General features: G+C 67.0%; 27 protein-coding genes and 1 tRNA gene. 9 read left to right on the forward strand and 19 right to left on the reverse strand.

The window, feature by feature from the left end; translation table 11 throughout:
• Positions 1–77: 77 nt before the first annotated feature.
• Positions 78–581, forward strand: a complete 504-nt coding sequence (locus LSQ66_RS19405) for a hypothetical protein (protein WP_231766827.1) — start codon at positions 78–80, stop codon at positions 579–581.
• Here the strand turns inward: LSQ66_RS19405 and LSQ66_RS19410 are convergent.
• The 3 genes from LSQ66_RS19410 to LSQ66_RS19420 form a co-directional block, all read right to left on the reverse strand.
• Positions 548–847 carry a hypothetical protein gene (locus LSQ66_RS19410; RefSeq protein WP_231766828.1) on the reverse strand — a complete coding sequence of 100 codons (300 nt, stop codon included), beginning with the start codon at positions 845–847 and terminating at the stop codon, positions 548–550. The two genes, LSQ66_RS19405 and LSQ66_RS19410, sit on opposite strands and share 34 nt — an antisense overlap.
• A 93-nt stretch (positions 848–940) precedes the next feature.
• The gene (locus tag LSQ66_RS19415) at positions 941–1,117 is read right to left on the reverse strand and encodes a DUF3606 domain-containing protein (protein ID WP_231766829.1); all 177 of its coding nucleotides are present in this window, start codon (positions 1,115–1,117) and stop codon (positions 941–943) included.
• A 92-nt stretch (positions 1,118–1,209) separates the two neighbouring features.
• A tRNA-Gly gene (locus tag LSQ66_RS19420) sits at positions 1,210–1,283 on the reverse strand.
• A gap of 117 nt (positions 1,284–1,400) precedes the next feature.
• Between LSQ66_RS19420 and LSQ66_RS19425 the strand changes: the two genes are divergently transcribed.
• Both LSQ66_RS19425 and LSQ66_RS19430 read left to right on the forward strand, forming a co-directional pair.
• Entirely contained in the window at positions 1,401–2,282 is an 882-nt protein-coding gene (locus LSQ66_RS19425; protein WP_231766830.1) for a pirin family protein, read from the forward strand.
• A gap of 83 nt (positions 2,283–2,365) precedes the next feature.
• Entirely contained in the window at positions 2,366–3,007 is a 642-nt protein-coding gene (locus LSQ66_RS19430; RefSeq protein ID WP_231766831.1) for a hydrolase, read from the forward strand.
• Positions 3,008–3,017: 10 nt separating this feature from the next.
• On the opposite strand, the gene LSQ66_RS19435 is transcribed toward LSQ66_RS19430, so the two are convergent.
• Positions 3,018–4,010 carry a TraB/GumN family protein gene (locus tag LSQ66_RS19435; RefSeq protein WP_231766832.1) on the reverse strand — a complete coding sequence of 331 codons (993 nt, stop codon included), beginning with the start codon at positions 4,008–4,010 and terminating at the stop codon, positions 3,018–3,020.
• A 49-nt stretch (positions 4,011–4,059) separates the two neighbouring features.
• Between LSQ66_RS19435 and LSQ66_RS19440 the strand changes: the two genes are divergently transcribed.
• Entirely contained in the window at positions 4,060–5,202 is a 1,143-nt protein-coding gene (locus LSQ66_RS19440; protein ID WP_231766833.1) for a dienelactone hydrolase family protein, read from the forward strand.
• Here the strand turns inward: LSQ66_RS19440 and LSQ66_RS19445 are convergent.
• From LSQ66_RS19445 to leuS, 11 genes are all read right to left on the reverse strand, one after another.
• Positions 5,199–6,023: a flagellin N-terminal helical domain-containing protein gene (locus LSQ66_RS19445; protein WP_231766834.1), complete on the reverse strand. Its 825-nt coding sequence runs from the start codon at positions 6,021–6,023 to the stop codon at positions 5,199–5,201. The genes LSQ66_RS19440 and LSQ66_RS19445 overlap by 4 nt on opposite strands.
• Positions 6,024–6,243: 220 nt before the next feature.
• Positions 6,244–7,770, reverse strand: coding sequence for a tetratricopeptide repeat protein (locus LSQ66_RS19450; RefSeq protein ID WP_231766835.1), 1,527 nt, complete (start codon positions 7,768–7,770; stop codon positions 6,244–6,246).
• 3 nt (positions 7,771–7,773) lie between these two features.
• Positions 7,774–9,960: an EAL domain-containing response regulator gene (locus tag LSQ66_RS19455; protein WP_231766836.1), complete on the reverse strand. Its 2,187-nt coding sequence runs from the start codon at positions 9,958–9,960 to the stop codon at positions 7,774–7,776.
• On the reverse strand, positions 9,957–12,110 hold the full coding sequence (locus LSQ66_RS19460; RefSeq protein ID WP_231766837.1) for an HDOD domain-containing protein: 2,154 nt from the start codon (positions 12,108–12,110) through the stop codon (positions 9,957–9,959). The genes LSQ66_RS19455 and LSQ66_RS19460 overlap by 4 nt, the downstream gene beginning before the upstream one ends.
• A 103-nt stretch (positions 12,111–12,213) precedes the next feature.
• Positions 12,214–13,527 carry a multidrug effflux MFS transporter gene (locus LSQ66_RS19465; RefSeq protein WP_231766838.1) on the reverse strand — a complete coding sequence of 438 codons (1,314 nt, stop codon included), beginning with the start codon at positions 13,525–13,527 and terminating at the stop codon, positions 12,214–12,216.
• Positions 13,528–14,730, reverse strand: coding sequence for a THUMP domain-containing class I SAM-dependent RNA methyltransferase (locus LSQ66_RS19470; RefSeq protein WP_407659538.1), 1,203 nt, complete (start codon positions 14,728–14,730; stop codon positions 13,528–13,530).
• A gap of 89 nt (positions 14,731–14,819) precedes the next feature.
• Positions 14,820–15,251 (reverse strand): CopD family protein, encoded by a 432-nt coding sequence (locus tag LSQ66_RS19475; RefSeq protein WP_231766839.1) that lies wholly within the window; start codon positions 15,249–15,251, stop codon positions 14,820–14,822.
• A gap of 9 nt (positions 15,252–15,260) precedes the next feature.
• On the reverse strand, positions 15,261–16,556 hold the full coding sequence (locus LSQ66_RS19480) for a glutamate-5-semialdehyde dehydrogenase (protein ID WP_231766840.1): 1,296 nt from the start codon (positions 16,554–16,556) through the stop codon (positions 15,261–15,263).
• A complete protein-coding gene (gene holA, locus LSQ66_RS19485) occupies positions 16,553–17,575 on the reverse strand; it encodes a DNA polymerase III subunit delta (RefSeq protein WP_231766841.1) in 1,023 nt (340 codons plus the stop codon). The genes LSQ66_RS19480 and holA overlap by 4 nt, the downstream gene beginning before the upstream one ends.
• An 8-nt stretch (positions 17,576–17,583) precedes the next feature.
• Positions 17,584–18,144, reverse strand: a complete 561-nt coding sequence (locus LSQ66_RS19490; RefSeq protein WP_231766842.1) for an LPS-assembly lipoprotein LptE — start codon at positions 18,142–18,144, stop codon at positions 17,584–17,586.
• Between the two features lie 2 nt (positions 18,145–18,146).
• Complete coding sequence (gene leuS / locus LSQ66_RS19495) at positions 18,147–20,780, reverse strand: leucine--tRNA ligase (RefSeq protein WP_231766843.1); 2,634 nt, start codon at positions 20,778–20,780, stop codon at positions 18,147–18,149.
• Between the two features lie 54 nt (positions 20,781–20,834).
• Here leuS and LSQ66_RS19500 point away from each other — a divergent pair, with 54 nt between their 5' ends.
• The 5 genes from LSQ66_RS19500 (at position 20,835) to map (ending at position 23,950) form a co-directional block, all read left to right on the forward strand.
• Positions 20,835–21,635: a helix-turn-helix domain-containing protein gene (locus tag LSQ66_RS19500; RefSeq protein ID WP_231766844.1), complete on the forward strand. Its 801-nt coding sequence runs from the start codon at positions 20,835–20,837 to the stop codon at positions 21,633–21,635.
• A 194-nt stretch (positions 21,636–21,829) separates the two neighbouring features.
• A complete protein-coding gene (locus tag LSQ66_RS19505; protein WP_231766845.1) occupies positions 21,830–22,435 on the forward strand; it encodes a hypothetical protein in 606 nt (201 codons plus the stop codon).
• A 74-nt stretch (positions 22,436–22,509) separates the two neighbouring features.
• Positions 22,510–22,875 (forward strand): VOC family protein, encoded by a 366-nt coding sequence (locus tag LSQ66_RS19510; RefSeq protein WP_231766846.1) that lies wholly within the window; start codon positions 22,510–22,512, stop codon positions 22,873–22,875.
• A gap of 54 nt (positions 22,876–22,929) precedes the next feature.
• A complete protein-coding gene (locus tag LSQ66_RS19515) occupies positions 22,930–23,166 on the forward strand; it encodes a ParD-like family protein (RefSeq protein ID WP_231766847.1) in 237 nt (78 codons plus the stop codon).
• Complete coding sequence (gene map, locus LSQ66_RS19520; RefSeq protein WP_231766848.1) at positions 23,159–23,950, forward strand: type I methionyl aminopeptidase; 792 nt, start codon at positions 23,159–23,161, stop codon at positions 23,948–23,950. The genes LSQ66_RS19515 and map overlap by 8 nt, the downstream gene beginning before the upstream one ends.
• Here the strand turns inward: map and LSQ66_RS19525 are convergent.
• The 4 genes from LSQ66_RS19525 to dapB are packed head-to-tail and all read right to left on the reverse strand — an operon-like array spanning position 23,947 to position 26,170.
• Positions 23,947–24,270, reverse strand: a complete 324-nt coding sequence (locus tag LSQ66_RS19525; protein ID WP_231766849.1) for a barstar family protein — start codon at positions 24,268–24,270, stop codon at positions 23,947–23,949. The two genes, map and LSQ66_RS19525, sit on opposite strands and share 4 nt — an antisense overlap.
• Positions 24,270–24,689 carry an ExbD/TolR family protein gene (locus LSQ66_RS19530; RefSeq protein WP_231766850.1) on the reverse strand — a complete coding sequence of 140 codons (420 nt, stop codon included), beginning with the start codon at positions 24,687–24,689 and terminating at the stop codon, positions 24,270–24,272. Before LSQ66_RS19530 ends, LSQ66_RS19525 begins: the two co-directional genes overlap by 1 nt.
• 3 nt (positions 24,690–24,692) lie before the next feature.
• A complete protein-coding gene (locus LSQ66_RS19535; RefSeq protein WP_407659646.1) occupies positions 24,693–25,367 on the reverse strand; it encodes a MotA/TolQ/ExbB proton channel family protein in 675 nt (224 codons plus the stop codon).
• Positions 25,364–26,170 (reverse strand): 4-hydroxy-tetrahydrodipicolinate reductase, encoded by an 807-nt coding sequence (gene dapB / locus LSQ66_RS19540; RefSeq protein ID WP_231766852.1) that lies wholly within the window; start codon positions 26,168–26,170, stop codon positions 25,364–25,366. The genes LSQ66_RS19535 and dapB overlap by 4 nt, the downstream gene beginning before the upstream one ends.
• Positions 26,171–26,173: the final 3 nt, after the last annotated feature.

The raw sequence follows: 26,173 nt of genomic DNA on the forward strand, positions 1-26,173 counted from the left end.
AGGGAACGATTATAGCATTCGCGCCAGGCGCGCCCGCCTGCGATAATAGCGCTTTTGCCAACCCGCCCCTGCTCCCCATGGCTGAAGCCCTGAATCTCGCAATCATCGTCGTCGCACTGCTCGCCCTGTACTTTCTGCTGAAGGGGCGGCCGAAAGCCGCGCCCTTCCGGCCCGAACATCCCGCCGGAGGCTCGTATACGCCGATGCCCGAGGGCGCGCCGGCCCGCCACTGGAGCGACGGCGGCCGTTTCGAACTGGAAGTGCTGGGCGAATCGCGCTACCGCGACACCATCCGCCGCCTGGCGGGCGACCACGGCGACGCCAAGGCCGATGCCCGCCACACGGCCCTGCTGCTGCCGGACGATCACAATCCCTACGAGGACAAGGCGGTGGCCGTCTTCCTGAGCGGCGAAATGGTGGGCTATCTGGCGCCGAAGGACGCCCTCGCCTTCCGCCAGCGGTTGAAACGCGAGGAGCTGGAAGGCCGCCTCACGTCCTGCGACGCGGCGGTGCGCGGCGGCGGCCTGTGGGAAGGCAAGCGCCTGGCCTACTCGGTGTGGCTGGATATCGGCCCGGCCTGATTGCCGGAACCGTTCGGCGGAGGGGGCTGCAAGCGGGCCTCCATTGCGCCGCTGTCGATGAGCTCACGCGCCAGGGCGCGCGCCTCGATCTCGGCCGCGTGTTCGCGTTTGAACAGGGCGGGGGTTTCGATCACGACGGGCGGTTCGAAGCTCCGTCCCGAATACCGGTGCGATTTCACCAGAATCTGGCCGCGAAAACGCCCCTCGTCCTGCTGGACGACGTTCACGCAATACACGAAGCCCTTGACCCAAATATCTTCTGTCATACAGCGCTGAAAAAGGCCGCATGCTAGCACGGTGGGCGTGCCCGCCTGCGCACGTTTGCCACCGGAAATCCGGAGTCTTTCCTCCTTGCAGCTTTACTTGCCGAGGTGCTGGCGCACGGCGCTCACGCTCGGCCCGGCAGCCTGCACTGCGCGGATCAGTTCTTCCTTGCTCAAACCCAGTTCCTGGGTCCAGTAGCGCACTTCCCATTCCTCGTTCACGTTGATACGGCTGCGGTCCTGCGGGCCGCGCTGCTGCAGATTGTCGGACATGGCATTCTCCCCGATGCACGGCACATGCCGTGGTCCAAGGATGGCGTCTTCGGAAAGAATGGTCGGTTAGCTCGCGAACGGAGCGGGGGAATTGGAGCGGGTGATGGGAATCGAACCCACGCTATCTGCTTGGGAAGCAGAAGTTCTACCATTGAACTACACCCGCGTAACCGGCATTCTATGCGGGAATGTAGGCGTTCTGCAAATATGCCAATTTATTCGCGCCGTCCGCATTGCGGGACTATGATGCAGCTACACCTCACACCTTCGCGCGGAGACCGGGATGAACAAGAACGTCGTAGGCCGCTATGGCAACAACCGTGGACACTGGGTCGGCGACGGTTTCCCCGTCCGCACGCTTTTTTCGTACGACAGCCTCGGCGAGCGCGCCAGTCCCTTCCTGCTGCTGGACTATGCCGGTCCCTACGACTTCGAGGCCACGACCCAGCGGCGCGGTGTGGGCCAGCACCCGCACCGGGGTTTCGAGACGGTTACCGTGGTCTACGACGGCCAGGTCGAGCACAAGGATTCCGCCGGGAATGGCGGGCTCATCGGCCCCGGCGACGTGCAATGGATGACAGCCGGCGCGGGCATCCTGCATGAGGAGTATCACGCGCCCGCGTTCGCCAGATCTGGAGGCCGGTTCCGCATGATCCAGCTGTGGGTGAACTTGCCCTCCAGGGACAAGATGGCGCCAGCCCGCTACCAGGGAATTGTCGCGGCGGATATTCCCGTGATCGACCTGCCCCAGGGCGGCGGCAAGGCTCGGGTGATTGCCGGGGAACTGCTCGGAGCGAAAGGTCCGGCACAAACGTTCATCCCCATCAACATGTGGGACCTGCAGCTCGCCCGCAATGCCGACTTCACCCTCAGCCTTCCGGAAGGGCACACTGCCATGCTGGTCGTGCTGGCGGGCCGCGTCACCGTCAACGGGGACGAACAGGCGGGCGAGGCGGAGATGATCCTGCTGAGCCGCGAGGGCAAGGATATTGCCCTGCGAACCGGAGAAGAAGCCACGCTGCTCATGCTGACAGGCGAGCCGATAGACGAGCCCATCGTTGGCCGCGGCCCCTTCGTCATGAACACGGAGGCCGAGATCCAGCAGGCCTTCGACGACTTCAGGAACGGGCGTTTCGGCAAGGCCGCCACGGCGCGAACGGCCTGAGCATTTCTGGATGGGACCGCGAACGCGTCCGCGCCGTCCTGTCCGCGCGATCGAAACGGGCGCACCCAGGTAACGAGAACATCATGACCAGCGAAACCATGCGTGACCCCAGGGCGGACCAGTTGCTGACGCCGCAGAACGCGGCTTTTGTCATCATCGACTACCAGCCCGTGCAAGTGAACTCCATTGCCTCGATGGACAGGCAGCTGCTGCTGAATAACATCGTCGGCTGCGCGAAGGCGGCGGTGACCTACGGCTTGCCGGTGGTTCACTCCACCGTCAACGTGAAGACCGGACTCAACAAGCCTCCCGTGCCCCACATCCGCAAGGCCCTGGAAGGCTATCCCACCTACGACCGCACCTCCATCAACAGCTGGGAAGATGTGGAGTTCAAGAAGGCAGTGCGGGAGGCCGGGCGCAAAAAGCTGGTCATGACGGCGCTCTGGACGGAAGCGTGCCTCACCTTCCCCGCCCTCGATGCGCTCGCCGAAGGCTACGAAGTCTATGTGCCCGTCGATGCGGTAGGCGGCACCTCGGTGGCCGCGCATGAGGCGGCGCTGCGCCGCGTGGAGCAGGCGGGCGCCAGGCTGATCTCGACAGTGCAGCTGTTCTGCGAGCTTCAGCGGGACTGGACGCGCAGTGAAACCGTGCCCGCCTTCCTCAATCTCTTCATCGAAACAGGCGGCACGCCGGGCATCCAGTTCTCCTACGACCGCGCGGAGTAGAACACCCCGCTCATTCGGGCTTCTCGACCGTATAGCCCTTCTCAGCCAGCAGCGCCAGGTAGCTGCGGTCGCCAAGGATATCCTTCAGCGGCAGGGTGGAAAAGGTGCTGGCGTTGGCCGCCAGCGCCTTCTCGGCTGCGGCGATCCAGGCATCGCGCATGCGGATGTCGAGCGACTGGAGGCCGGGCTGGCTCTTCATGAATGTGCTGTTGAAGACAGCGTCCTGGCAGCTCTTGTCGCGGCCTGCGAAATCCATCTTTTCGATGACCTCGATATCGCCGATGGCCCAGGCGTTGGCGCGCTGGCGCATGGCGTCGATATCGCCTTCAAGGCCGTCCAGGGTCTTGGTGAAGCAGGCCACGTCGTCGAGCTGCGACTGCTTGAAATTGCTGAGGGCCTTGCCCGGATCGTCCAGCTCCAGCTTCACTTCGGCCAGCGTGGTCTTGATCTTGTATTTCTTGAGCAGGCCGTCGATGGTGCTGCGCACCTGGCGTCCGTCGCCCAGACCCGACTTCGCAAGTCCCTTGCGGAACAGGGTGTCGGCCACGAACATGGGCCGCTCGCGCTCGATGCTGCCGTCGTCGCCAATGTATTTCGCCTTTGCCGCCAGCCAGCGCTCGTAGACGTCCGAAGGCAGCACGTCGCGCAGCTCCTTGCCGTCGGGGTTCTTGCGGATGCCGATCAGGCGTGGCAGCAGCGTCACCGAGCGGAAGAAGCTGAAGTCCGCGCGGGCGCCCGGCGAATGGATGTATTCCTGCGACTGCGCGAGAATGGCCTCGACTTCGTGCGAGCGCCAGTCCATCCCGGCAGGCAGGGGCGAATAGCTGCCGAACACCCACAGCACGTGGCCGTCCCTGCTCACCTTCCACAGGCCGGGACCAGGACGCTGCCCGGTAACGACAACCTGCTCCGGCGCTTCGGCGGGAGCCTCCTGCGCGCTGGCGGCGCAGGCATAAAGGGAAAGGGCAGCGAGGGCGCAGCGCGCAATGGATGAGATCTTCATGCGCCCAATTCTATATTGGCCGGTATGATAAAGGCCGGAGGAATTTTGTATGCAATCGTTACATGGCGTGATACTCGCCGCGGGCCTGTTGGCGGCAGCCGCGCAGGCGCAGGACTACCAGCGCGAAGGCGTGAAGGACGGCCTGCCCGTCTACGAGAAGGCGCTGAAGGCGCGGCTCACCTTCCCCATGGCCTGGACGCAGGACGTGGCCGACCTTCCGGCGTGGCGCGCTGCGGGCCGCGCAAAAGTCTGGGACCTCACCTTGCAACCCAGGGACAGCACGCCCTTCGCGCCGCAAGTCATCGCGGAGCAGGATCGGGGCAGCTATGTGGCGCGGCAGGTCGTCTTCAACCTGAACGCGGACAACCGCGTGCGTGCGCTGCTGCTAATGCCCAAGGCGGCAGGGCCGCATCCGGCCGCGCTCATGCTGCACGATCACGGCGCCCGCTTCGATATCGGCAAGGAGAAGATGATTGCGCCCTGGGCCGATCCCGCGCGGGAAGCCGCGTCGCAGGCCTGGGCCGACAAGCACTTCTCGGGCCGCCATCCCGGCGACGCGCTGGCGAAGCGCGGCTACGTCGTGCTGGCGGTGGACGCACTGGGCTGGGGCGACCGCGGCCCGATGACGGGCGAGACACAGCAGGCGCTGGCCGCGAACATGTTCAACCTGGGCAGCTCGATGGCGGGCGCCATGGCGGCGGAAGACGTGCGGGCGGCGGCCTTCCTGGCGTCGCTGCCAGAAGTCGATGCGCGGCGCGTGGCCGCCATCGGCTTTTCCATGGGCGCCTTCCGCGCCTGGCAGGTGGCCGCGCTGTCGGACGATATCAAGGCCGTGGTGGCCGCGAGTTGGATGGCGACGACGGAGGGGCTCATGGTCCCGGGGAACAACCAGCTGCGCGGCTCCTCCGCCTTCCAGATGCTGCACCCCGGCCTACTGCGCCATCTCGATTTCCCGGACGTGGCCAGCCTCGCCGCGCCCAAGCCCGCGCTCTTCTTCACCGGCGCGCAGGACAAGCTCTTTCCCCTCGCCTCCGCCGAACAGGCCTTCGGCAAGATGAGGCGCGTGTGGCAGGCATGGGATGCGGGCGGGCGATTCGAAGCGCGCGTGCTGCCCGGCGGGCACGCCTTCCCGGCCGACGCGCAGGATGCGGCCTTCGACTGGCTGGCGCGCCAGCTGCCGGCGGCGCGTTAGAGGCGGCGCAGCAACTGCAGGATCAGGCTCGGTCCCGAATTGGCCTGGGCCAGCATGGCCATGGCAGCCTGCTGCAGGATCTGGCTGCGCGTGAGGCGCGCCGTTTCGGCGGCGAAGTCTGTATCGGCGATGGCCGAACGCGAGGCCGCCAGGTTCTCCATCATCGTCGCGTTATTGCTGCTGGCGTAGCCAAGGCGGCTCTGCATCGCGCCCAGGCGCGCGCGCACCATATCGATCTGCAGTATCTGCGCATCGATGAAGCCCAGCGCCTTGGTGGCATCGGCATGGCTGGTAAGCTGGATATCGCCGATGCTGTAGCCATCCGGTTCGATGCGGAAGATGAAGGGAATCCCGAGCAGCAGTACATCCTCGTCGCGGGGCCCGATCTGCAGGTTGCTGCTGAAGCTTCCATCGAGCAGATTGATGCCGTTGAAACGGCTCTCGCGCACGGCGCGCTGCGCCTCCACGATCAGCGACCAGGCCTCCAGCTGGATGGAGGCGCGGTCCTGCGCATTGTTCGTATCGCTCGCCGCCTGCACGGCCAGCTCGCGCACGCGCTGGAAGATTTCGGTGATACTGCCCAGCGCTCCCTCGGCGGTCTGCACGAGGGAGATGCCGTCGCTGATATTACGGTTGGCCTGATCGAGGCCGCGCAGCTGGCTCTTCATGCGCTCGCTGATGGCAAACCCCGCCGCATCGTCGCGGGCGGCGTTCAAGCGCAGGCCGCTCGACAGCCTGCGCAGGCTCGATGCCACGTCCATCCCATGGCGCTCCAGGGCGCGTTGGGCGAACAGCGATTGTGGGTTCGTGTTGAGTTGCATGCCATGTCCGTGAAGGGCGGACATTTTTGCCGCTCTACCGCATTAACGGCAGATTTAACGCAAACTTAATCACCAATTATCACCACCACTCACAGCCCAGCCCGTGTCCAACTCTGGTGCCAGGGAAGATTCTTGGACACGGCCTCTGCTGTAGATGCACTACCGACGAGCTCGTGTCCACTTTTCTTCCCTGGCACCAGAAGTGGACACGGGCTCGGCGTTAGGCTTGGGGGAGGTAGCGGGCGGCGCTGGGGATGCCCTGGGACTGGGCCAGGGAGAGCCAGTGGCGGGCCTGGGCGGCGTCGGGAGCGACGCCCTGGCCGGAGAGGAACATGAGGCCCGTGTTCAGCTGGGCGCGCGCGTGGCCTTGCTCGGCGGCGCGCAAATACCAGTGGAAGGCTTGTGCGAAATCGCGCGCCATGCCCAGGCCGCAGTCGCAGCGCAGCGCCAGCGTGAACTGGGCGAGGGTGTGTCCGTTCTCCGCCGCTTTCCGATACCAGTGGTTGGCGCGCACGACGTTCGGCGCGGGGCCGTCGTCGCGGTCGTAGAGCTGGGCCAGCATGTACTGGGCGGGGGCGTAGTCCTGCTCGCCCGCGCGGGAGTACCAGGAGAGGGCCTTGCGCAGGTCGCGCGCCACGCCGCGCCCGTTTTCGTAGCGCAGGCCAAGGTCGGACTGGGCGCGCGCATGGCCTTGCTCGGCCGCCTGGGTGCACCAGTGCAGGGCCTGCTCGTCGTCCTGCGGCAGGCCTTCGCCCGCTTCGTATAACTGGCCCAGGTGGTATTGGGCGGCGGGGAAGCCTTGTTCGGCGGCTTTCTGGTACCAGTGGGCGGCGCGCTGGGCGTCCGCGGGCAGGTCCTGCCCGTGCTGGTAGCGCAGGCCGAGGTTGTTCTGGGCCGCGGCATGTCCCAGTTCGGCGGCGCAGCGGTAGCATTCCACGGCGCGCTCGGCGTCGCGCGGGACGCCCACGCCGTTGTCGTAAATGAGGGCGAGGTTGAAGTGGGAGCTGGCGTGGCCCTGGGCCGCCGCCTTGCGGTACCAGTGGATGGCCTGGCGCGCGTCGTGCGGCACGCCATCACCCTTGTCGTAGCGCAGGGCGAGGTTGAACTGGGCGGGCGCATAGCCCTGCCCCGCCGCCTTGCGGTACCAGGCGATGGCTTCCTCGGGGTCGGCATCGATGCCGTGGCCGTTGTCGTAGCGCAGGGCAAGGCTGAACTGGGCGCGCGCATAGCCTTGCTCGGCCGCCTTGCGGTACCAGTACAGGGCCTGGCCGTAGTCCTGGGGCACGCCCTTGCCCGTGTCGTACATCATGGCGAGGTTGTTCTGCGCGCCCGCGTCGCCCTGTTCGGCGGCCTTGCTGAACCAGTGGCGAGCCTGTTCCGTGTCCTGCGCCACGCCATGGCCTTTCGCGTACAGCCAACCCAGGTTGTATTGGGCGGCGGCGTAACCCTGTTCGGCGGCCTGGCGGTACCAGCGCGCCGCCTCGGCCAGATCGGCGTCCACGCCCTGCCCTTTCTGGTACATGACGCCCAGGTTGTATTGCGCATGCTCCAGGCCCGCGTTGGCGGCCTGGCGGTACCAGGCCACAGCCAGTTCCTCGTTGCGCGCCACGCCTTCGCCGTGGAAGTACATGAAGCCCAGGCTGTGCTGGGCGTTCGCGTTGCCCCGCTCGGCCAGGCCTTTCACGCGCAGGAATTCGGCGCTGTAGCTGGCTTCGGCGGTCTTCACGGGAGCGAGGACGGCGGCCATGCGTTATGCCTGCAGGGCCTGCGGCGCGGGCGGCGGCAGGGTGATGCGCTTTTGCTCCGCCAGCACGCCCATGAAACTTGCCAGCGGAATGGGACGGTGGAAGAAGTAGCCCTGCATGGTGCTGCAGCCGTTGGCTTGCAGGTAGCGCGCCTGCACCTCGGTCTCCACCCCTTCGGCCACCAGGTGCAGGCCCAGGCCGCGCGCGATGGAGATGATGGCGAGGATCACGGGATAGTGCCCGCTCTCGTCGTGGATCTCCTTGATGAAGCTCTGGTCGATCTTGATGGTGTGGATGGGGAAGCGGTGCAGGTAGGACAGCGAGGAATAGCCCGTGCCGAAATCGTCGATGGCGACGGACACGCCCAGCTGGCAAAGCTTGTTCAGCTGCTCGATGGCGTACTGCGGATTGCGGATGCAGATGTTCTCCGTGATCTCCACTTCGATCTGCGCGGGCGAGATGCCGCAGCGCGTGAGCGCGCCTCGCATCTTCTCGAAGAAGTCGCCCCGGTCCAGGTATTGCGGCGAGAGGTTCAGCGAGAGGCGCACGTTGTCCGCGCCCGCCACGTTCCACTGCTGCAGGTCGTGGCACAGGGCGCCGATCATCCAGTCGGAAATGGGCAGCATCAGGCCGTTCTCTTCGGCGAACGGCAGGAACTCGCCCGCCGAGAGCACGCCGCGCTGCGGATGGTTCCAGCGCATCAGGCCTTCGGCGCCGATGATGCGGCCCGTGGCCACGTCCACCTGCGGCTGGTAGTACATTTCCAGCTCGCCGTGCTCCAGGGCCTTGCGCAGGGCTTGTTCCAGCACGATCTTCTGGTGCGAGACGTCCTGCATGGAGGCGTGGTAGAAGCTGTGGCCGTTCTTGCCCAGGGCCTTGACCTGGTACATGGCGATGTCGGCATGGCGCAGCAGCTCGTCGATGCTCTCGCCGTCGCTCGGGTAGACAGCGATGCCGATGGAGGCCGAGATATGCACCACGTGGCCGTCCAGGTCGAAGGGCTTCTGCAGCGTTTCCAGGAATTTTTCCGCAATGAGCTTGGCGTCGTTGCGGTCGCGCAGCTCGGGCAGCACGATGGTGAATTCGTCGCCGCCCTGGCGCGCCAGCGTGTCGCCCTTGCGCAGGCAGGCCTTCAGGCGCGCCGCGGCCAGCTTGAGCAGCTCGTCGCCCTTCACGTGGCCCAGGGTATCGTTCACCAGCTTGAAGCGGTCCAGGTCGATGAACATCACGGCCAGCTCGGAGAGCTTGCGCTTGGCCTGGATGACGGCCAGGCCGAGGCGGTCCTTGAACAGCACGCGGTTGGGCAGGTCGGTCAGGATGTCGTGGTAGGCCTGGTAGGAGATGGTCTCCTCGGCGCGCTTGCGGTCCGTGATGTCGCGCGCCACGCCATAGGTGCCGAAGAATTCCTGCTTGCGCGCCGCGTTGTCCGGCACGTGCATGCCGATGGCGTTCAGGGAGATCGTCATCAGCGTGTTGCTGAAAGTGCGCTCGGCGCCCCCGTGCGTGGTATTGCACTTCAGGCGCAGCTCCACGTTGCGCGAGGCGCGTTGGTCGACCCTCCGTTCGTTGAAGGCGTAGCGGGCGCGCTCCTGGTCTTCGTCGTGCACCAGCACGGAGTAGTGCTTGCCCAGCAGCTCCTCGCGCTCATAGCCCAGGAGCTGGCTGGCGCGGTCATTGATGAAGGTGAATTCGCCTGCGTGGTTCAGGGTGTAGATGATGTCCGGCGAGCTGTCCACCAGGTAGCGGTACATCTTCTCCGAGTTTTCCAGGCGCTGGGCGATGGTGTGGTTGTCCACGGCCAGGCGGCGCTGCTGCAGCGCGTTCTCCACCGTCTTGATCAGCTCTTCCGGGCTGTAGGGCTTGCGCAGGTAGTCGTAGGCGCCGCGCTTCAGCGCGCCGATGGCGGCCTCGATGCCCACGTCGCCGCTCATCACGATCACGTCGCAGTCCATCTCGCGCGCGTTGATCACGTCCATGATCTCGTGGCCGCTCATGTCGGGCAGGCGCAGGTCCAGCAGCACCAGATCGAAGGCCAGCTTGTCCAGCTGGGCCAGGGCTTCGCTGCCGCAGGTGGCGGTGACGAGATGGTAGCCGCGGTCCTGCAGCAGGGCGTGCAGGGAAGACAGAAGGCGCGGTTCGTCGTCGACGAGGAGCAGGCGGGGAGAGAAGGCGTCGCTATGGGCTGCGGTCATGACTGGCCTTGGACGGAATCGAGCAGGCGGGGCGCGCCGCCGGCGGGATTGGCGCTGCGCGCGGGCAGCAGCAGTTCGAAGCTGGTGCCGCCCTTGCCGCTGCGGCAGGCGATGGCGCCGCCCAGCTTGTGCACCAGGCTGTGGACGATGGACAGCCCCAGGCCGCGGTGCGTGCCGCCCTTGCTGCTGGCGACCGGCGCGAACAGGTTGGCCAGCACGGCGGGTGGCAGGCCGGGGCCGTTGTCGCTCACGGCCAGCTCCACATAGAGGCGGCGCTCGCGGTTCACCAGGCCCTTGTGCGCGACCTCGATGCGCCCGCCCTCGGGCAGGGCTTCGATGGCGTTCTTCAGGAGGTTGAGCAGGATCTGCTTGAGCATGTCCGGGTCGCCCTCAACGTCGTGGTGCTCGTCCTGCATGCGCACGAGCAGCTGCACGGAGGCGGGCACGAAGGCCGTGCTGCGGAAGAGGCGCAGCACCTCGTCCACCACCTTGCCCACGTGGGCGCCGCGCGCGCCTTCGGCGGCCGGGGTCTCGGCCATGCCCTGGATCAGCTGGCCCACCCGGTCGATCTCCTCGTGCAGCACGGAGAGTTCGCCCACCACGGGCTCGCGCCGCGCCAGCTTGTTGTCCAGCACCGAGAGGTAGTTCTTGATGATGGACAGGGGATTGTTCACTTCGTGCAGCAGGCGGCGCGAGGCTTCGCGGTATTCGTCGGCCACCTGGGCCAGCTGGCGCCGCGCGTGCCCGCGCTCGGAGAGCGCCGTTTCCAGGGCCCCCCCGGCCTGGTGGCCGAAGGCCTGCAGGAAGCGTGCGCGCTGCTGGCAGGCGGGCAGCTGCCAGGCTGCCACGCCGCCCACCAGCACGCCCAGGCAGCGCTGGCTCGCCGTCAGGGGCAGGCAGACCATGGCTTCGCTGCCCAGCATGCGGAAGAGCTGTTCCTCGGCCAGGGTCAGGGCGCCGCCCTCGCGCTGCGCGAGCGTGAGCTGGCGTTCGGCGGCGGCCTGCGCCACCGCTCCGCCCTGGTCCAGGGGCAGGGAGAATTCGGCCAGGCGCTGCGGCTGTTCGCTGCCGCCCGCGCCCACCAGGCCCTGGCCCGTGGGGCTTTCCAGCAGCAGCAGGGCCGAGTCGAAATCGAAGAGGATGCGCGCCGAGCGCGTCATCGCGTCCAGCATGGCGCTGTCGCCTTCCTGGCGGGCGAAGGTCTGGCCCATTTCGGAGACCAGCACCATGTCGCGCACTTCCTGCTGCAGGCGCTGCTGCACGGGGTCCACCGGCGCAGGCAGGGCGGCGGGCGGGGCGACGATATCGTCCACGCCCGTGAGGTCGATGCCCAGGTAGTCGGCCGACTGCTGCACCTGGCGCGCGGCCGCCTTCAGCACCCCGGCCAGGGCCGCGGGCTCCAGGCCGCACAGCACGGCCGCCTCCTCCACCGCCTCTTCCTCGTCCTCGTGGCAGACCAGGAGGTGGGCCAGGCGCACCAGGCGGATCAGGGGATGGGCGGAGGACAGGCGCTCCACCGGCTCGTGGTGGTAGAGCACGGAGTCCGCCAGGAAGGAGTCCAGGCGCCAGCGCTCCACCAGCCAGGCGCCCGCCTCGGTGTGGGTGATCTGCAGGGTGCGCTGTTCGACGGCGCACAGGGCCTCGTCGTCCTTCGCCAGGAAGTTGGCGGCGTATTCCTTGGGCGCCGTGGCCAGCAGGGCCAGGCGGCCGACATTGTGCAGCAGGCCGGCCAGGTAGGCCTCTTCCGGCTGCGGATAGTCCATGAGGCGGGCGACGTCGCGCGCCACCACGGCGGCGGCCAGCGACTGCTTCCAGAAGCCGCGCAGGTCGGTGCTGGCGGAATGGGGGAAGCTGCTGAAGGTCTGGTAGACGGATTCGCTGATGACCAGCGTCTTGATCATGTCCGTGCCCAGGGAGACCAGGGACTGCTCCAGGCTCACCTGGCGCCCGGCCCGGTGGTAGGCCGAGCTGTTGGCCACGCCCAGGATCTTGCTGGCCATGCCCGCGTCCTGGCCGATGAGGGCCGCCAGCTCGGGCATGCCGGCCTCGTCCGTCTGCAGCAGCTCGATCAGCTTGATCAGGATCTGCGGCATGGCCGGCAGCCTTGCGATCAGCAATCGGTTGCGGATGTCGTGGTCAGGTTGGTGCATGTGCTCGCGATGCCGTCAGTGGACGTTCCCATGGCCCGGCGCGCGGACCGTTGACGATCTTAGCATAAAGGTACGCTAGCTTAAGGGAAAGACAAATTTCCGGCTAAACTTTTTCGATTTTAGCGCCGTTAATGTTGTTTCGCCGCCCGCCGGCCAGGCGCCGGCGGTACAGGCGGCTGGCCAGCCACAGTCCCAGCCCGCCTGCGGCGAAGGCCAGCTGGCCCAGGGCCAGGGCCAGCAGGGAGTGCGACAGGGCCGGCGCCAGCATGCCCGCCACTACGGCCCCGATCAGGGTGGTGGCGAAGGACTGGCAGGAGGCCACCGTGCCCCGAATCTGGGGAAAGAGGTCCAGGGTCAGCAGGGTGGCGGCCGGGGCCACCATCGACATGCCGAAGGTGTAGACGAAGATGGGCAGCATGCTCCAGGGCAGGGCCGGGGCATGCAGCAGGTGGAAGGCCGTGTTGGCGAAGGCGGCCGCCAGCAGGAAGGCGTAGCCGATGCCGATCTGGCGCGCGAAGCTGATCTTGCCCGCGTAGCGGTTGGCCACCAGGGCGCCCAGGAAGATGCCCGCCACGGAGGGGATGAAGAGCCAGCCGAAGTCGCCCGGACCCAGGTGCAGCTGCTCCGGCAGGGTCACGGGGGCGGCTGTGATGAAGAGGAAGAGCCCCGCAAAATTGAAGGCCACCACCCCGGACTTCAGGTGGAACAGGGGCGAGGCCAGGATCATGCGGTAATTGCGCCACAGGTGGCCGGGATTGAAGGGCTGGCGCTTGTGCGGCGGCAGGGTCTCGGGCAGGCGCAGCCAGCACACCGCGAACAGGATCACGCTGAACGCCACCAGGGCCAGGAAAATGCTGCGCCAGTCCGCCACCTGCACGATGGCCCCGCCCAGGATGGGGGCCACGGCGGGCGCGATCGAGAAGATCATGGTCACCAGCGAGAGCAGGCGGGCCGCCTCGGCGTCGTGATACAGGTCGCGGATGATGGCGCGCCCCACCACCAGCCCGGCCCCGGCCGACACGCCCTGCAGCACGCGGAAGAGCCACAGGTAATGCACCGTGTGGGCCGCGGCGCAGCCCACCGTGCCGATGGTGAAGGCAACCAGGGATACAAGGATGACATTGCGCCGCCCGAAGGCGTCCGACAGGGCGCCGTGCCACAGCACCATGGCGGCGAAGGCCAGCAGATAGGCCGTCAGGCTTTGCTGGAGTTCCAGCGGGCTGGCCCCGAGGTCGGCCTGGATCTGCGGGAAGGCGGGCAGGTAGGCGTCGATGCAGAAGGGGCCGAACATGGACAGCGCGGCCAGCACCACCGCCAGGCCGCGCCGGCCCAGGGGACGGGGGCCCGGCTTGCGCTGGGGAGGGGGCGGCGGGACGGGATCGGCGTCGGGCAGGCTGGCTGGCGTTTCGGGGAACATTTACTCGCTTTTCGGCTTGGCCTCTTCGCGGCGGTTGAAACCGGCCACCATGTCGAAGCGGAACAGGCGGCATTCCAGGGCCCCGTTGAAGAAGGGCGTCTTGCGCGATTCCTTCAGGCGCAGCAGCTTGGGCAGGCCCAGGTCGGCCGTGAACAGGTACACCGTCCAGCCGGCGAAGCGCTGCTTCAGGGTGCTGGAGAGGTCCGCGTAGAAGGACTTCGCCAGCTCGTCGTCGCCCAGGCTCGAGTCGCCGCGCACCCCGATCCGCTCGCCATACGGCGGGTTGGTGAGCAGGATGCCCGGCTGCGCGGTGGGCGGCTGCACCTGCTGCGCCTCGATCTGCTTCAGGGGAATCTCGAACAGGATACCGGCGTTGCGCAGGTTGTGGCGCGTCATTGCCACCATGTCGCCCGAGATGTCGGAGCCGAAGATGGTGGGCTCGGACGGCAGGGGGTTCGGCTTGATGGCCGCCTTCATCTCCTGCCACGGGCCGGGATCGAAGTCGTGGAACTTCTCGAAGGCGAACTTGCGGCGCGCGCCGGGCGGCACGCCCTGCACCATCTGGGCCGCTTCGCACAGGATGGTGCCCGAGCCGCACATGGGGTCGAACAGCGGCATGCCCGGCTTCCAGCCCGCCACGCGCAGGAGTCCCGCCGCCAAGTTCTCGCGCAGGGGCGCGTCGCCCGTCTCGGTGCGCCAGCCACGCTTGAAGAGGGCCTCGCCCGAGGTGTCGAGATAGATGATGAACTGGCGCTGGTCCAGGAAGCCCGCGATGCGCATGTCCGGCTCGCGCGTGTTGACCGACGGACGCTTGCCGTACATGTCGCGGAAGCGGTCGCAGACGGCGTCCTTGATTTTCAGCGTGGTGAACTCCAGCGACTTGAGCGGCGACTTGATGGCCGTGACGTCCACGCGGATGGTGTGGTGCACGCCGAACCACTCCTCCCAGGGCTGGGCCAGCACCAGGTCGTAGATGTCGTTCTCGTTCTGGTAATGGCACACGCCCATGCGCATGAGCACGCGCGAAGCGATGCGGCTGTGCAGGTTGATGCGGTAGGCGTCATACAGGTCGCCCGAGCAGTGCACGCCGCCCGGCACCTGGTTATGCACCTTGAGCGTGGGGCTGTGCTGGGCGATCTCCGCCAGCTCCTCGGCCAGCGGCCCCTCCATGCCGCGCGGGCAGGGGCAGAAATAGGAAGTCATAGGTGTACCCTTTATCCGTAGAAATATTTCTTAATTGGGGACAGACCCCTTTATTAAATTTCTTAAAGGGGTCTGTCCCCTTTAAGAAATTAGAATGGCTTGACGACGACGAGCAGGACGATGGCCAGCAGCAGGAGCACGGGGGCTTCGTTGAACCAGCGGTAGAAGACGTGGCTGCGCGTATTCACGCCGCGCTCGAATTTTTTCAGCAGGCTGCCGCAGGCGTGGTGGTAGCCCAGCACCAGGGCCACCAGCACCAGCTTGGCATGCAACCAGCCGGGAATGCGCATGCCCCCTTCCTGCCCGCCATATTGCATCCACATGAGCCACAGGCCCAGCGCCACGGCGGGCACGGCCAGCATCGTCATGAAGCGGTAGAGCTTGCGCGCCATCAGCAGCAGCCGCTCGCGCGCCGCAGGCGCCGTTTCCAGCGCCAGGTTGACGTAGATGCGCGGCAGGTAGAACAGGCCCGCGAACCAGCTGGCGATGAAGACGATGTGCAGCGCTTTGATCCAGAGCATGCGTTTCCTTTACTGGCGGATTTCGCCGTGGCCGAAGACCACGTATTTCAGGGAGGTGAGCCCTTCCAGGCCCACCGGGCCGCGCGCGTGCAGCTTGTCGTTGCTGATGCCGATCTCGGCGCCCAGGCCGTATTCGAAGCCGTCCGCAAAGCGCGTGGAGGCGTTCACCATGACGCTGGCCGAATCGACTTCGCGCAGGAAGCGCATGGCGGCGCTGTGGTCTTCCGTGACGATGGCTTCCGTGTGCTTGGAGGACCAGCGGTGGATGTGCTCCATCGCGGCGTCCATGCCATCCACCACGCGCACGGCGAGGATGGGGGCCAGGTATTCCGTGGCCCAGTCTTCTTCCGTGGCGTGCGCCAGGTGGGCGTAGCCCGCCGCCGCCAGGATGGCGTAGGCCTCTTCGTCCGCGCGCAGTTCGACCTGCTGCGCCGCGTAGCGCTCGGCCAGGGGCGGCAGCACGGCGGCGGCGATATCGCGCGCCACGAGCAGCGTTTCCATGGTGTTGCAGGTGCCGTAGCGGTGGCATTTGGCGTTGTAGGCGATGTCCAGCGCCTTGCCCATGTCGGCCTTGCCGTCGAGGTAGACGTGGCAGATGCCGTCCAGGTGCTTGATCATGGGCACCGTGGCCTCGGCCATCAGGCGCGCGATCAGGCTCTTGCCGCCGCGCGGGACGATGACGTCCACGTATTCCGGCATGGTGATGAGGGCGCCCACGGCGGCGCGGTCGGTGGTGTCGACCACCTGCACGCCGTCTTCCGGCAGGCCGGCCGCCGCCAGGCCCGCCTTCACCAGCGCCGCCAGGGCGCGGTTGCAGTGGATGGCTTCGGAGCCGCCGCGCAGAATGGTGGCGTTGCCGCTCTTGATGCACAGGCCGGCCGCGTCCACCGTGACGTTGGGCCGGGCTTCGTAGATGATGCCGATCACGCCCAGGGGCACGCGCATCTGCCCCACCTGGATGCCGCTGGGGCGGAATTTGAGGCCGCTGATTTCGCCGATGGGGTCGGGCAGGGCCGCGATCTGGCGCAGGCCTTCGACCATGGTGGCAATGGCCTTGTCCGACAGGGCCAGGCGGTCGAGCATGGCCGGGGCCAGGCCGCTGGCGCGGGCCGCGTCCAGGTCCTGCTGGTTGGCCGCGCGCAGCAGGGCGGCGTCGCGCTCGATGGCTTCGGCGATCAGCAGGAGGGCCCGGTTGCGCGTGGCGCTGTCGGCGCGCGCCATGGCGCGCGAGGCGGCGCGGGCGCGCCGGCCCAGCTCCTGCATGTACTGCGCCACGTCGGGCGCCTTGTCCTGCGGGGTGTTCATGTTTGTCCTTTTGCCACTTTGAGCGCCAGCTGCAGCATGGCGTCCCACGCGTCGCCCGCAAAAGCGCGGGCGCGCAGTCCCTTGACCATCTTGTCGACCTGGGCGGCCTGCTGCAGGGCCGCTTCCAGCGCGCCCTGCGAGAGGCGGCGCAGGGCCGGTTCCATCATGCGTTCGCGCGGGCCCCAGATGCGGTGTTCCTTGAGCAGGGCGCTTAAGGGGCGGCCCTGGGCCATCCCGGCCTTCAATTTTAGCAGCGTGCGCAGTTCTTCACTCACGGCCCACAGCACGAGCGGCAGGGCCTCGCCCTCCCCTTTCAGGCCTTCGAGCATGCGCACGAGGCGCGCGGGGTCGCCCGCCAGCATCGCCTCGCTCAGCTTGAACACATCGTAGCGGGCCACATTGAGCACGGCGTCCTGCACCTGCTCGTGACTGAGCTTGCCCGGCGGGTGCAAGAGGCCCAGTTTCTGGATCTCCTGGTGGGCCGCCAGCAGGTTGCCTTCCACCCGGTCGGCGATGAAGTCCAGGCTCGCCCGCTCGGCGCTCTGCTCCTGGGCTGCCAGGCGCAGGGCGATCCAGTTGGGGAGCTGGGCCCGTTCCACATTGGGGATCTCGATGTAGACGGCGGCCTGCTGCAGGGCGCCCACCCAGGCCGCCTTGGCGGTCTGCCAGTCCAGCTTGGGCAGGGTGATGAGGGTGAGGTTGTCCGGGCCCAGGTCCTTCACATAGCTTTGCAGGGCGGCGCCGCCGTCCTTGCCCGGCTTGCCGGTGGGGATGCGCAGCTCGATCAGCTTCTTGTCGCCGAAGAGGGACAGGGCCTGGTTGGCGGCCAGCAGTTCGCCCCACTTGAAGCTGCGCTCCACGGTGAGCACCTCGCGCTCCGTGTAGCCCTGGACGCGGGCGGCGCGCCGGATCCTGTCGGCCGCCTCCAGGGCGAGCAGGTGCTCGTCGCTGGTGATGACGTAGAGCGGCGACAGGGGTTTGGCCAGGTGGCCGTCCAGCGCTTCGGCCCGCAGCTGCATGGCGCGCCTTACTGCTGCGCCGCCGCGGGCGCGGGGGCGGTGGTGGGCGCCGCTGCCAGCTTGATGGCGGCCATGCGGCGCATCATCTGCTGCACCAGGTCGGTCTGCATGTCCTTGTACAGCAGGGCCTCTTCCTGCTCCTTGGCCAGGAGCTGGGTTTCGTTGAAGGTGATGGGGCGGGTCAGCACGATCTGGGTCGGGGCCAGGAGCTCGTTGCCCGCCTTGTCCTTGACGCGGAAGACGATGTTGTAGCTCAGGAGGTATTCGCGCACCCGGCCATTGCTGTTCAGGGACAGGATGGACTTGCTGCGTGTTTTCTCGGGATCGGTGATCACCTCCACCACCCCGTCCGCGTATTTCGGGTCGCTCACCACGGCGGTGTGGCCGTTGACGCGGATATTGCGTTTCAGGTCGATGGCCAGGGGCGAGGATTCGGGCAGGCCGATGTACATGGCCTGGAACGGCAGCGTGTAGTTGCCGCCCGAGCCGCGCAGGTGGAAGCCGCAGCCCGCCACGCTGCCCGCGAGGGCGGCGCATAGGAGCAGGCGGGCGGGGAGGGAAGTTTTCATGATCACACCACGATGTTAACCAGCTTGCCGGGAACGACGATGATCTTCTTCGGCGCGCCTTCCATGAACTTCTGCACGCTCTCTTCGGCCAGGGCGGCGGCCTCGATGGCGGCCTTGTCGGCGCCCTTGGCCACTTTCACCGAGCCGCGCAGCTTGCCGTTCACCTGGATCATGAGCTCGATCTCGCTCTGCTCCAGCGCGGCCGGGTCGACCTGCGGCCAGGGCGCGTCCAGGATGTCGCCCGCATAGCCCAGCTCCTGCCACAGCACGTGGGTGATGTGGGGCGCCACGGGGTTCAGCAGGCGCAGGAAGATGGCGAAGCCTTCGGACAGCACGGCGGACGATTCGGCGCTCTCGTCCAGCTTGGCCGATTCGAGCGTGTTGAGCATCTTCATGCAGGCCGAAACGACGGTGTTGTACTGGATGCGCTTCAGGTCATAGTCGGCCTGCTGCAGCACCTTGTGCAGCTCGCGGCGCAGCGTCCTGGCCGCGTCGGCGGAAGCGGACGACGTCAGCGCGGCGCCCGCGGCGGCGATGCGTTCGCGCTGGGCATAGCCGAAGGCCCACACGCGGCGCAGGAAGCGGTTGGCGCCTTCCACGCCGCTGCCGGACCATTCCAGGGTCTGCTCGGGCGGCGAGGCGAACATGGTGAACAGGCGGGCCGTGTCGGCGCCGTACTGCTCGATCTGGGCCTGCGGGTCGATGCCGTTGTTCTTGGACTTGGACATCTTCTCCGTGCCGCCGATGTGCACCGGCTGGCCGTCGTCCTTCAAGACGGCGGAGACGGGGCGGCCGCGGTCGTCCGTGGTCAGCTCCACGTCGACCGGGTTGAACCAGGTCTTCTTGCCCGCCGCGTCCTCGCGGTAGTAGGTTTCATTCAGCACCATGCCCTGGGTCAGCAGGTTCACGAAGGGCTCGTCGAACTTTACCAGGCCGAAGTCGCGCATCACGCGCGTCCAGAAGCGTGCGTACAGGAGGTGCAGCACGGCGTGCTCGATGCCGCCGATGTACTGATCCATCGGCATCCAGTAGTCGTTGCGGCTGTCCACCATGGCCTCGTTCGAGCCGGGCGAGGTGTAGCGCATGTAGTACCAGGACGAGTCCACGAAGGTGTCCATGGTGTCGGTCTCGCGGCGCGCGGGCTTGCCGCACTTGGGGCAGTCGCACTTGAGGAAGGCCTCGTGCTTGTTCAGGGGGTTGCCGCTGCCGTCCGGCACGCAGTCCTCCGGCAGCACCACGGGCAGGTCTTTCTCCGGCACGGGCACCGAGCCGCAGTGGGCGCAGTTGATCATGGGGATGGGCGTGCCCCAGTAGCGCTGGCGCGAAATGCCCCAGTCGCGCAGGCGGAAGGTGACCTTCTTCTCGCCCAGGCCCTTGGCCGCCAGGTCGGCCGCCACCGCGTCCACCGCCTCGGCGTAGCGCAGCCCGTCGTACTTGCCGGAGTTGACCACGACGGCGATGTCCTTGTCGCCATACCATTCCTGCCAGGCGTCCGTGCTGAAATCCTTGCCTTCGGCGGTGATGACCTGCTTGATCGGCAGATCGTATTTCTTGGCGAAGGCGAAGTCGCGCTCGTCGTGCGCCGGTACGCCCATCACGGCGCCGTCGCCGTAGGTGATCAGCACATAGTTGCCGACCCAGACTTCCACCTGCGCGCCCGTCAGCGGATGCGTCACGAACAGGCCCGTGGGCATGCCCTTCTTCTCCATGGTGGCCATGTCGGCCTCGATCACGGAACCCTGCTTGCATTCGGCGATGAAGGCCTGCAGCGCGGGATTGTTCTGCGCCGCGTGCGTGGCCAGGGGGTGCTCGGCCGCCACGGCGCAGAAGGTCACGCCCATGATGGTGTCGGGACGGGTGGTGAACACATACATCCTGCCGCCGCCGATCGGCTGGCCGTCTTCGCCCTTGATGTCATGGGTGAAGGCGAAGCGCACGCCGGTGGACTTGCCGATCCAGTTCGACTGCATGATGCGCACGCGCTCGGGCCAGCCGGGCAGCTTGTGGTCCACGTAGTCCAGCAGGTCTTCCGCATAGTCGGTGATGCGCGCGTAGTACATGGGGATCTCGCGCTTCTCGATCAGCGCGCCCGAACGCCAGCCGCGCCCGTCCACCACCTGCTCGTTGGCCAGCACGGTCTGGTCGACCGGGTCCCAGTTCACGGTGCCCGTCTTCTTGTAGATGATGCCCTTCTCCAGCATCTTCAGGAACATCCACTGGTTCCACTTGTAGTACTCCGGCTTACAGGCCGTCATTTCGCGCGACCAGTCGATGGCCAGGCCCATCATCTCCATCTGCTGGCGCATGTGGGCGATGTTCGAATAGGTCCACTGCGCGGGCGGCACATTGTTGGCCATGGCCGCGTTCTCGGCGGGCATGCCGAACGCGTCCCAACCCATGGGCATGAGCACGTTGTAGCCGTTCATCCGCAGGTAGCGGTACATCACATCGTTGATCGTATAGTTGCGCACGTGGCCCATGTGCAGCTTGCCCGACGGGTAGGGCAGCATCGAGCAGGCGTAGTACTTCCCTTTCGGGAAACGCGGGTCGTTTTCCACGGCCTTGTAGGCATCGATGGCCTTCCAGTGGGCCTGGGCAGCTTTTTCAACGTCGGCGGGACTATATTTGTCTTGCATGATGGGATGCTGGGTTGGATTGGATATGAACCGAACATTATACTGGTTCGTGCCATGATGCTCTATCGAGAATATCCGCCCTCCCCGGCCCTGGCCCCGCATGTGGCCTGCCTCTGGACCGCCCACGTCCGCCCCGCCCCCGGCGCCTTGCCTTTCCGGCATCGCGTTTTGCCGGATAACTGCGTCGATATTCTCTGGCAGGATACGGGCGCGCCAGCCTTCGCCGTGGGCATGATGAGCAGCGCCGTCATCGTGCCCAGCGCAGGTCCCGTGCGGACCGTGGCGGTGCGCTTCCGGCCTGGTTCGGCAGGACGCTTCCTCGGCATCCCCCTCGATGGCCTGAGCGACCAGCGCGCCGCCCTGCCCGAGCTTTGGGGCGCCTCGGCGGCGGACCGCCTGCACGACGCCTTGTGGGAGCGCGAGCTTTCAGACCTCCAGCGCCTCGCTCTCATCGAAAACGCCCTGCTCTCCTTCCCGCAGCATTGGGAACGCCGCGCCAGCGCTGCCCGGCGGCGCGCGGCCCGTTCGCAGGAGGGCGGGCTGGCGCTTGCCGCCGTGCGCGCCATCGAAGCGGCCGGCGGCGCGCTGGCGGTCGAACCGCTGGCCGCGCGGCTGGGAGTCTCGCGCCAGCATCTCTCCCGGCAGTTTGGCCAGCAGGTGGGATTGACGCCCAAGCTCTTCGCCCGCATCACGCGCTTCCGCCGCGCCGCCGACGCCGTGCGCGGCCGCCGCCACCCCGACTGGGCCGCCGTCGCCGCCGAATGCGGCTACTTCGACCAGTCCCACCTCATCCGCGACTTCCACGACTTCGCCGCCCTCACGCCCGAGCAATTCTTGCTGCCGCTGGGGGATTGAGGGTGCCGGTTTTCTTCCCAGCCCCCTATGGGAAACGTGGGGAAAACGACTGGTCTTTTCAGGTCTTTTCTGGTCTTTTTTGGTACTTTTGAACTTTCGCGGCTCCCTCTTGTCCAAACACGAGAAGTACCGGAAAAGACCAAAAAAGATCCAAAAAGACCACGAAAGACCAGAAAAAAACGGAGGTTTTCCCCATGTTTCCCATAGCGAGTCTGGCAGTAAACCCCGACACCCTATTCCACCTGATGAGCCACCTGCGCGATACGCGCAGCGCCCTGAACCCCGCCGAGGCTGCCGAGCTGGCCTTGCAGGACTGGCTCACTGCGCAGCGGACGGCGAACTCCGGTGCCGGCACACCGCGCGGATACCGCTGGAAGCAGCTGTTTCTGCCTGAAGGCAGCAAGCTTCGCATCTGGCTGCATCACGAACACAGTTATGCGGAGGTCGTGGGCGACGAGCTGATCTACCAAGGTTGCCCGACTTCGCCGAACCGATTCATCAGCTGCTGCGAGAGCACGCATCGCAATGCATGGGAGCTCATCGGCGTTTTACTGCCGGGGGAACGCGTATGGAAGCCTGCTGTCGTGCTGCGCCGGCAGGCCGCACGGGAAGCGAAAGCGGCGGCGGAACAAACCACCGAGGCCGCCCCGCCCCCAAAGCCTGTTCCGCAAACACCCGTCCAGGCGACGGTGGAGTGGGCTGCGCCACAACAGCAGTGCTGGGGCGAACGGCGGGCCTGGCATGTTCCGGGCCGCCGGGTCGGCGACATGATGCCGGGTGAGGCCTGCCTGGACGGCTGACCGCTTTCCATTTTTCCAATGCAGGCCGCCCGGCGCGTGAGAAGATGCGGCATCTGCCAAACAAGGAGAAGAACATGATCAATGGCCTGCGCACCGCGCTCTATCCCGTGAACGACCTGCCCGCCGCGAAAGCCTGGTTTGCCCGGGTCTTCGGGGTGGAGCCCTATTTCGACCAGCCCTTCTACGTGGGCTTCAACGTGGCCGGCTTCGAGCTGGGCCTGGTGCCGGACGGCGAGCCGGGCAAGGCCGGAACGAAGGTCTACTGGGGCGTGGAGAATATCGAAGAGGAAGTCCGGCGCATCCTCGCGCTGGGAGCGAGCACTCACTCGGACATCCAGGACGTGGGCGAAGGCATCAAGGTGGCGGAGCTGGCCGATCCCTTCGGCAATGTGCTGGGCCTCATCCATAACCCCCACTTCGACCCGAAAGCGGTGCGCTGAGCGCCAAACGTGCTAATATACGGTTCGTATATAAACCGTATAAAGGCACCTCGAATGGGTATCGTCAAGATCTCCGACCAGATGCACGAGAACCTGCGCATTGCGAGCGGCGCCCTGAGCCGCTCGATCAACGCCCAGGCCGAGCACTGGCTCCGCATCGGCCTGCTGGCCGAAACCAATCCCGACCTGCGCTACAGCGAGATCTGCCAGCTGCTCCTGCGCGGCGGCGACAGCGCGGGAGGGCCGCTGCGGCTCGGGACGGTCGAGGTGGAGGCGCTGCAGAATGCGTAAGCGGAACAGCAATGCCATCCTGATCAAGTCGCCCGAGCAGGTCGAGCTCTCGCGCGTGGCCGCCCAGCTGGCCTCGCGCGTGCTGGACATGATCGGCCCCCACGTGCAGCCCGGCGTCAGCACCGAATACCTGGACAAGCTGTGCAACGACTTCATCGTCAAGGAGCTGCAGGTCATTCCCGCCAACGTGGGCTACGGCGGCTTCACGAAGACGGTGTGCACCTCGGTCAACGAGGTGGTCTGCCACGGCATTCCCAGCCCGAAGAAGATCCTGAAGGACGGGGACATCATCAACATCGACGTGGCCGTGATCAAGGACGGCTGGTTCGGTGACACGAGCCGCATGTACTACGTGGGCAATGTGGGCAAGGCCGCGCGCCGCCTGTGCGAGGTGACCTACGACGCCATGTGGGCGGGCATCCGCGCCGTGAAGCCGGGCGCCACCCTGGGCGACGTGGGCCACGCCATCCAGATGCTGGCCGAGAACGCGGGCTACAGCGTGGTGCGCGACTACTGCGGCCACGGCATCGGCATGGTCTACCACGAGGATCCGCAGGTGCTGCACTACGGCCGTCCGGGCCAGGGCCTGACCCTGCAGCCGGGCATGATCTTCACCATCGAGCCCATGATCAACGCGGGCAAGCACCACACGCGCGCCCTGCCCGACGGCTGGACCGTCGTGACCCAGGACCGCTCGCTGTCGGCGCAATGGGAGCATATGGTGGCCGTCACGGCCACCGGCTTCGAGGTGCTGACCCTCGCGCCGGGCGAGAAGGCGGCCTAGCGCAGCACGAGCTTCAAGGCCGGCTTCTCGCCGTAGTCCTCGTAGCGCTCGTTGATGCCGCCCACGCAGAACGCGACTTCCTCCAGCAGCTCGGGCACGGCGGCGCGCATCGCGTCCGCGTGCTCGATCACGATCTCCAGCACCTCATTGGGCTTGAGGCGGAACTTCGTCATGCCCTCCGTATCGCGCAGATAGCTCAGGGCGTCGATCCAGCTGTCGATGCTGGTCACGTATTCGGGCAGTTCCAGGGCCGCGCGGCTGGCGGCGAAGAAGGTGGCTTCGTCGCGGATTGCGGCGCCGTCGATCGTTACGCTGGCCATTATTTTTCCTTCGGATCGGTGACGAACACCAGGCGGGTGAGGCCGTGCTGCTGCGCTGCCGCCATCAGCCGGGCCACCGCCTCGTAGCGCGTGGCGCGGTCGGCGCGCAGCTGCAGCTCGGGCTGGGGCTCGCGCTTCGCGGCCGCCGCCAGGCGTTCTTCCAGTTCGCCCGCCTGCAGCGGGCTGTTGTTCCAGTACAGGGTGCCCGCCGCGTCCAGCGCCAGCGCGATGCTGTCCGGCTGCTGGGGCGCCGCGCCCGCCTGCGCGCGCGGCAGCTCCAGCTGCACGGCGTTGGTGAACATGGGCGCGCTGATAATGAAGATCACCAGCAGCACCAGCATCACGTCCACCATGGGCGTGACGTTGATGTCGGCCATGGCCTCCTTCTGCCGGTGGTGGTTGAAGGCGCCGAATGCCATGCTTCAGTCCTCGCGCGTCAGGTAGGCGTGCAGGTCGTGGGCGAAGGCATCGAGCTCGCTCAGGGTGAGGCGGTTGATGCGGTTGAAGCCGTTGTAGGCTAGCACCGCGGGAATGGCCACCATGAGGCCCACGCCCGTCATGATGAGGGCCTCGCCCACGGGGCCGGCCACCTTGTCGATCTGCACCGTGCCCGAGGAGGAGACGGCCGCCAGCGCATGGTAGATGCCCCATACGGTGCCCAGCAGGCCGACGAAGGGGGCGGTGGAGGCGATGGAGGCCAGCAGGGTCAGGCCGCTTTCCAGGCGCGTGGTGGAGCGGTGGATGGCATCGCGCAGCAGGCGCGTGGCCTGTTCGGCGCGGCCCACGGCGGCGCCCAGGCTGGCACGCCCGCCGGCGGCCGACGCCCCGTCCGCGTGCGCGGCGGCCTGCTGCGCCAGCGCGGTGTAGATGCCTTCCGGGTCGCCCGCGGCCACCGCGGCCACGCCGTCCGGCAGGGTGGGCGCGTCCCAGAAGGCGGCCACCACGCGCGCGCTACGGCGCACGCGCCAGGCCGTGAAGCCCTTGGCCAGGATGCAGAACCAGCTCGCCAGCGACATCGCCAGCAGCAGCCAGGCCACGGCGTGGCTGATCGCGTCGCCGCGCTCCCAGTAGCTGGCGAAGCTGAAGTGCTCCATCAGGCGTTCAGCCCCAGCACGTCGTACATGTCGTACAGGCCGTTCGGCTTGTCCGCCAGGTAGCGCGCCGCGCGCAGCGAGCCGTGGGCATAGGTCACGCGGCTGCCGGATTTGTGGCTGATCTCGATGCGCTCGCCCGTGCCCGCGAAGAGCACCGTGTGGTCGCCCACGATGTCGCCGCCGCGCACGGTGGCAAAGCCGATGGAGGACGGGTCGCGCTCGCCCGTCACGCCTTCGCGCGCGTACACGGCGCAGTCGTCCAGATTGCGGCCCAGGGCCCCGGCGATCACCTCGCCCATCTTGAGCGCCGTGCCCGAGGGCGCGTCCACCTTGTGCCGGTGGTGGGCCTCGATGATCTCGATGTCGTAGCCCGTGGCCAGGCTTTTCGCGGCGAATTCCAGCAGTTTCAGCGTCACGTTCACGCCCACGCTCATGTTCGGCGCGAAGACGATGGCCGTCTTCTGCGCCGCCGCGCCGATGGCGGCCTTGCCCGCCGGGTCGAAGCCCGTGGTGCCGATCACCATCTTCACGCCGTGCTCGGCGCAAAACGCCAGGTGCTCCAGCGTGCCCTCGGGGCGGGTGAAGTCGATCAGCACGTCCGCGCCCTGCAGGCCTTCGGCCAGGTCGGCGGCGATGCGCACGCCGGCCGACTTGCCCAGGAAGGCCCCGGCGTCGCTGCCGATAGTAGGGCTGCCCGGGCGGTCCAGGGCGCCGGACAGGCGCAGCGCGCCGTCCGCCAGCACCGCCTCGATCAGCATGCGCCCCATGCGCCCGCTGGCGCCCGCGATTGCGATATTGAGTGCCATGGG

The organism is Massilia endophytica, from assembly GCF_021165955.1.
GTDB lineage: Bacteria > Pseudomonadota > Gammaproteobacteria > Burkholderiales > Burkholderiaceae_D > Rugamonas > Rugamonas endophytica.

Bases quoted from the DNA above. Each gene is read 5' to 3' on its own strand.
- LSQ66_RS19405 (WP_231766827.1), top strand. From the start codon at position 78: ATGGCTGAAGCCCTGAATCTCGCAATCATCGTCGTCGCACTGCTCGCC.
- LSQ66_RS19410 (WP_231766828.1), bottom strand. From the start codon at position 847: ATGACAGAAGATATTTGGGTCAAGGGCTTCGTGTATTGCGTGAACGTC.
- LSQ66_RS19415 (WP_231766829.1), bottom strand. From the start codon at position 1,117: ATGTCCGACAATCTGCAGCAGCGCGGCCCGCAGGACCGCAGCCGTATC.
- LSQ66_RS19425 (WP_231766830.1), top strand. From the start codon at position 1,401: ATGAACAAGAACGTCGTAGGCCGCTATGGCAACAACCGTGGACACTGG.
- LSQ66_RS19430 (WP_231766831.1), top strand. From the start codon at position 2,366: ATGACCAGCGAAACCATGCGTGACCCCAGGGCGGACCAGTTGCTGACG.
- LSQ66_RS19435 (WP_231766832.1), bottom strand. From the start codon at position 4,010: ATGAAGATCTCATCCATTGCGCGCTGCGCCCTCGCTGCCCTTTCCCTT.
- LSQ66_RS19440 (WP_231766833.1), top strand. From the start codon at position 4,060: ATGCAATCGTTACATGGCGTGATACTCGCCGCGGGCCTGTTGGCGGCA.
- LSQ66_RS19445 (WP_231766834.1), bottom strand. From the start codon at position 6,023: ATGCAACTCAACACGAACCCACAATCGCTGTTCGCCCAACGCGCCCTG.
- LSQ66_RS19450 (WP_231766835.1), bottom strand. From the start codon at position 7,770: ATGGCCGCCGTCCTCGCTCCCGTGAAGACCGCCGAAGCCAGCTACAGC.
- LSQ66_RS19455 (WP_231766836.1), bottom strand. From the start codon at position 9,960: ATGACCGCAGCCCATAGCGACGCCTTCTCTCCCCGCCTGCTCCTCGTC.
- LSQ66_RS19460 (WP_231766837.1), bottom strand. From the start codon at position 12,110: ATGCACCAACCTGACCACGACATCCGCAACCGATTGCTGATCGCAAGG.
- LSQ66_RS19465 (WP_231766838.1), bottom strand. From the start codon at position 13,527: ATGTTCCCCGAAACGCCAGCCAGCCTGCCCGACGCCGATCCCGTCCCG.
- LSQ66_RS19470 (WP_407659538.1), bottom strand. From the start codon at position 14,730: ATGACTTCCTATTTCTGCCCCTGCCCGCGCGGCATGGAGGGGCCGCTG.
- LSQ66_RS19475 (WP_231766839.1), bottom strand. From the start codon at position 15,251: ATGCTCTGGATCAAAGCGCTGCACATCGTCTTCATCGCCAGCTGGTTC.
- LSQ66_RS19480 (WP_231766840.1), bottom strand. From the start codon at position 16,556: ATGAACACCCCGCAGGACAAGGCGCCCGACGTGGCGCAGTACATGCAG.
- holA (WP_231766841.1), bottom strand. From the start codon at position 17,575: ATGCAGCTGCGGGCCGAAGCGCTGGACGGCCACCTGGCCAAACCCCTG.
- LSQ66_RS19490 (WP_231766842.1), bottom strand. From the start codon at position 18,144: ATGAAAACTTCCCTCCCCGCCCGCCTGCTCCTATGCGCCGCCCTCGCG.
- leuS (WP_231766843.1), bottom strand. From the start codon at position 20,780: ATGCAAGACAAATATAGTCCCGCCGACGTTGAAAAAGCTGCCCAGGCC.
- LSQ66_RS19500 (WP_231766844.1), top strand. From the start codon at position 20,835: ATGATGCTCTATCGAGAATATCCGCCCTCCCCGGCCCTGGCCCCGCAT.
- LSQ66_RS19505 (WP_231766845.1), top strand. From the start codon at position 21,830: ATGTTTCCCATAGCGAGTCTGGCAGTAAACCCCGACACCCTATTCCAC.
- LSQ66_RS19510 (WP_231766846.1), top strand. From the start codon at position 22,510: ATGATCAATGGCCTGCGCACCGCGCTCTATCCCGTGAACGACCTGCCC.
- LSQ66_RS19515 (WP_231766847.1), top strand. From the start codon at position 22,930: ATGGGTATCGTCAAGATCTCCGACCAGATGCACGAGAACCTGCGCATT.
- map (WP_231766848.1), top strand. From the start codon at position 23,159: ATGCGTAAGCGGAACAGCAATGCCATCCTGATCAAGTCGCCCGAGCAG.
- LSQ66_RS19525 (WP_231766849.1), bottom strand. From the start codon at position 24,270: ATGGCCAGCGTAACGATCGACGGCGCCGCAATCCGCGACGAAGCCACC.
- LSQ66_RS19530 (WP_231766850.1), bottom strand. From the start codon at position 24,689: ATGGCATTCGGCGCCTTCAACCACCACCGGCAGAAGGAGGCCATGGCC.
- dapB (WP_231766852.1), bottom strand. From the start codon at position 26,170: ATGGCACTCAATATCGCAATCGCGGGCGCCAGCGGGCGCATGGGGCGC.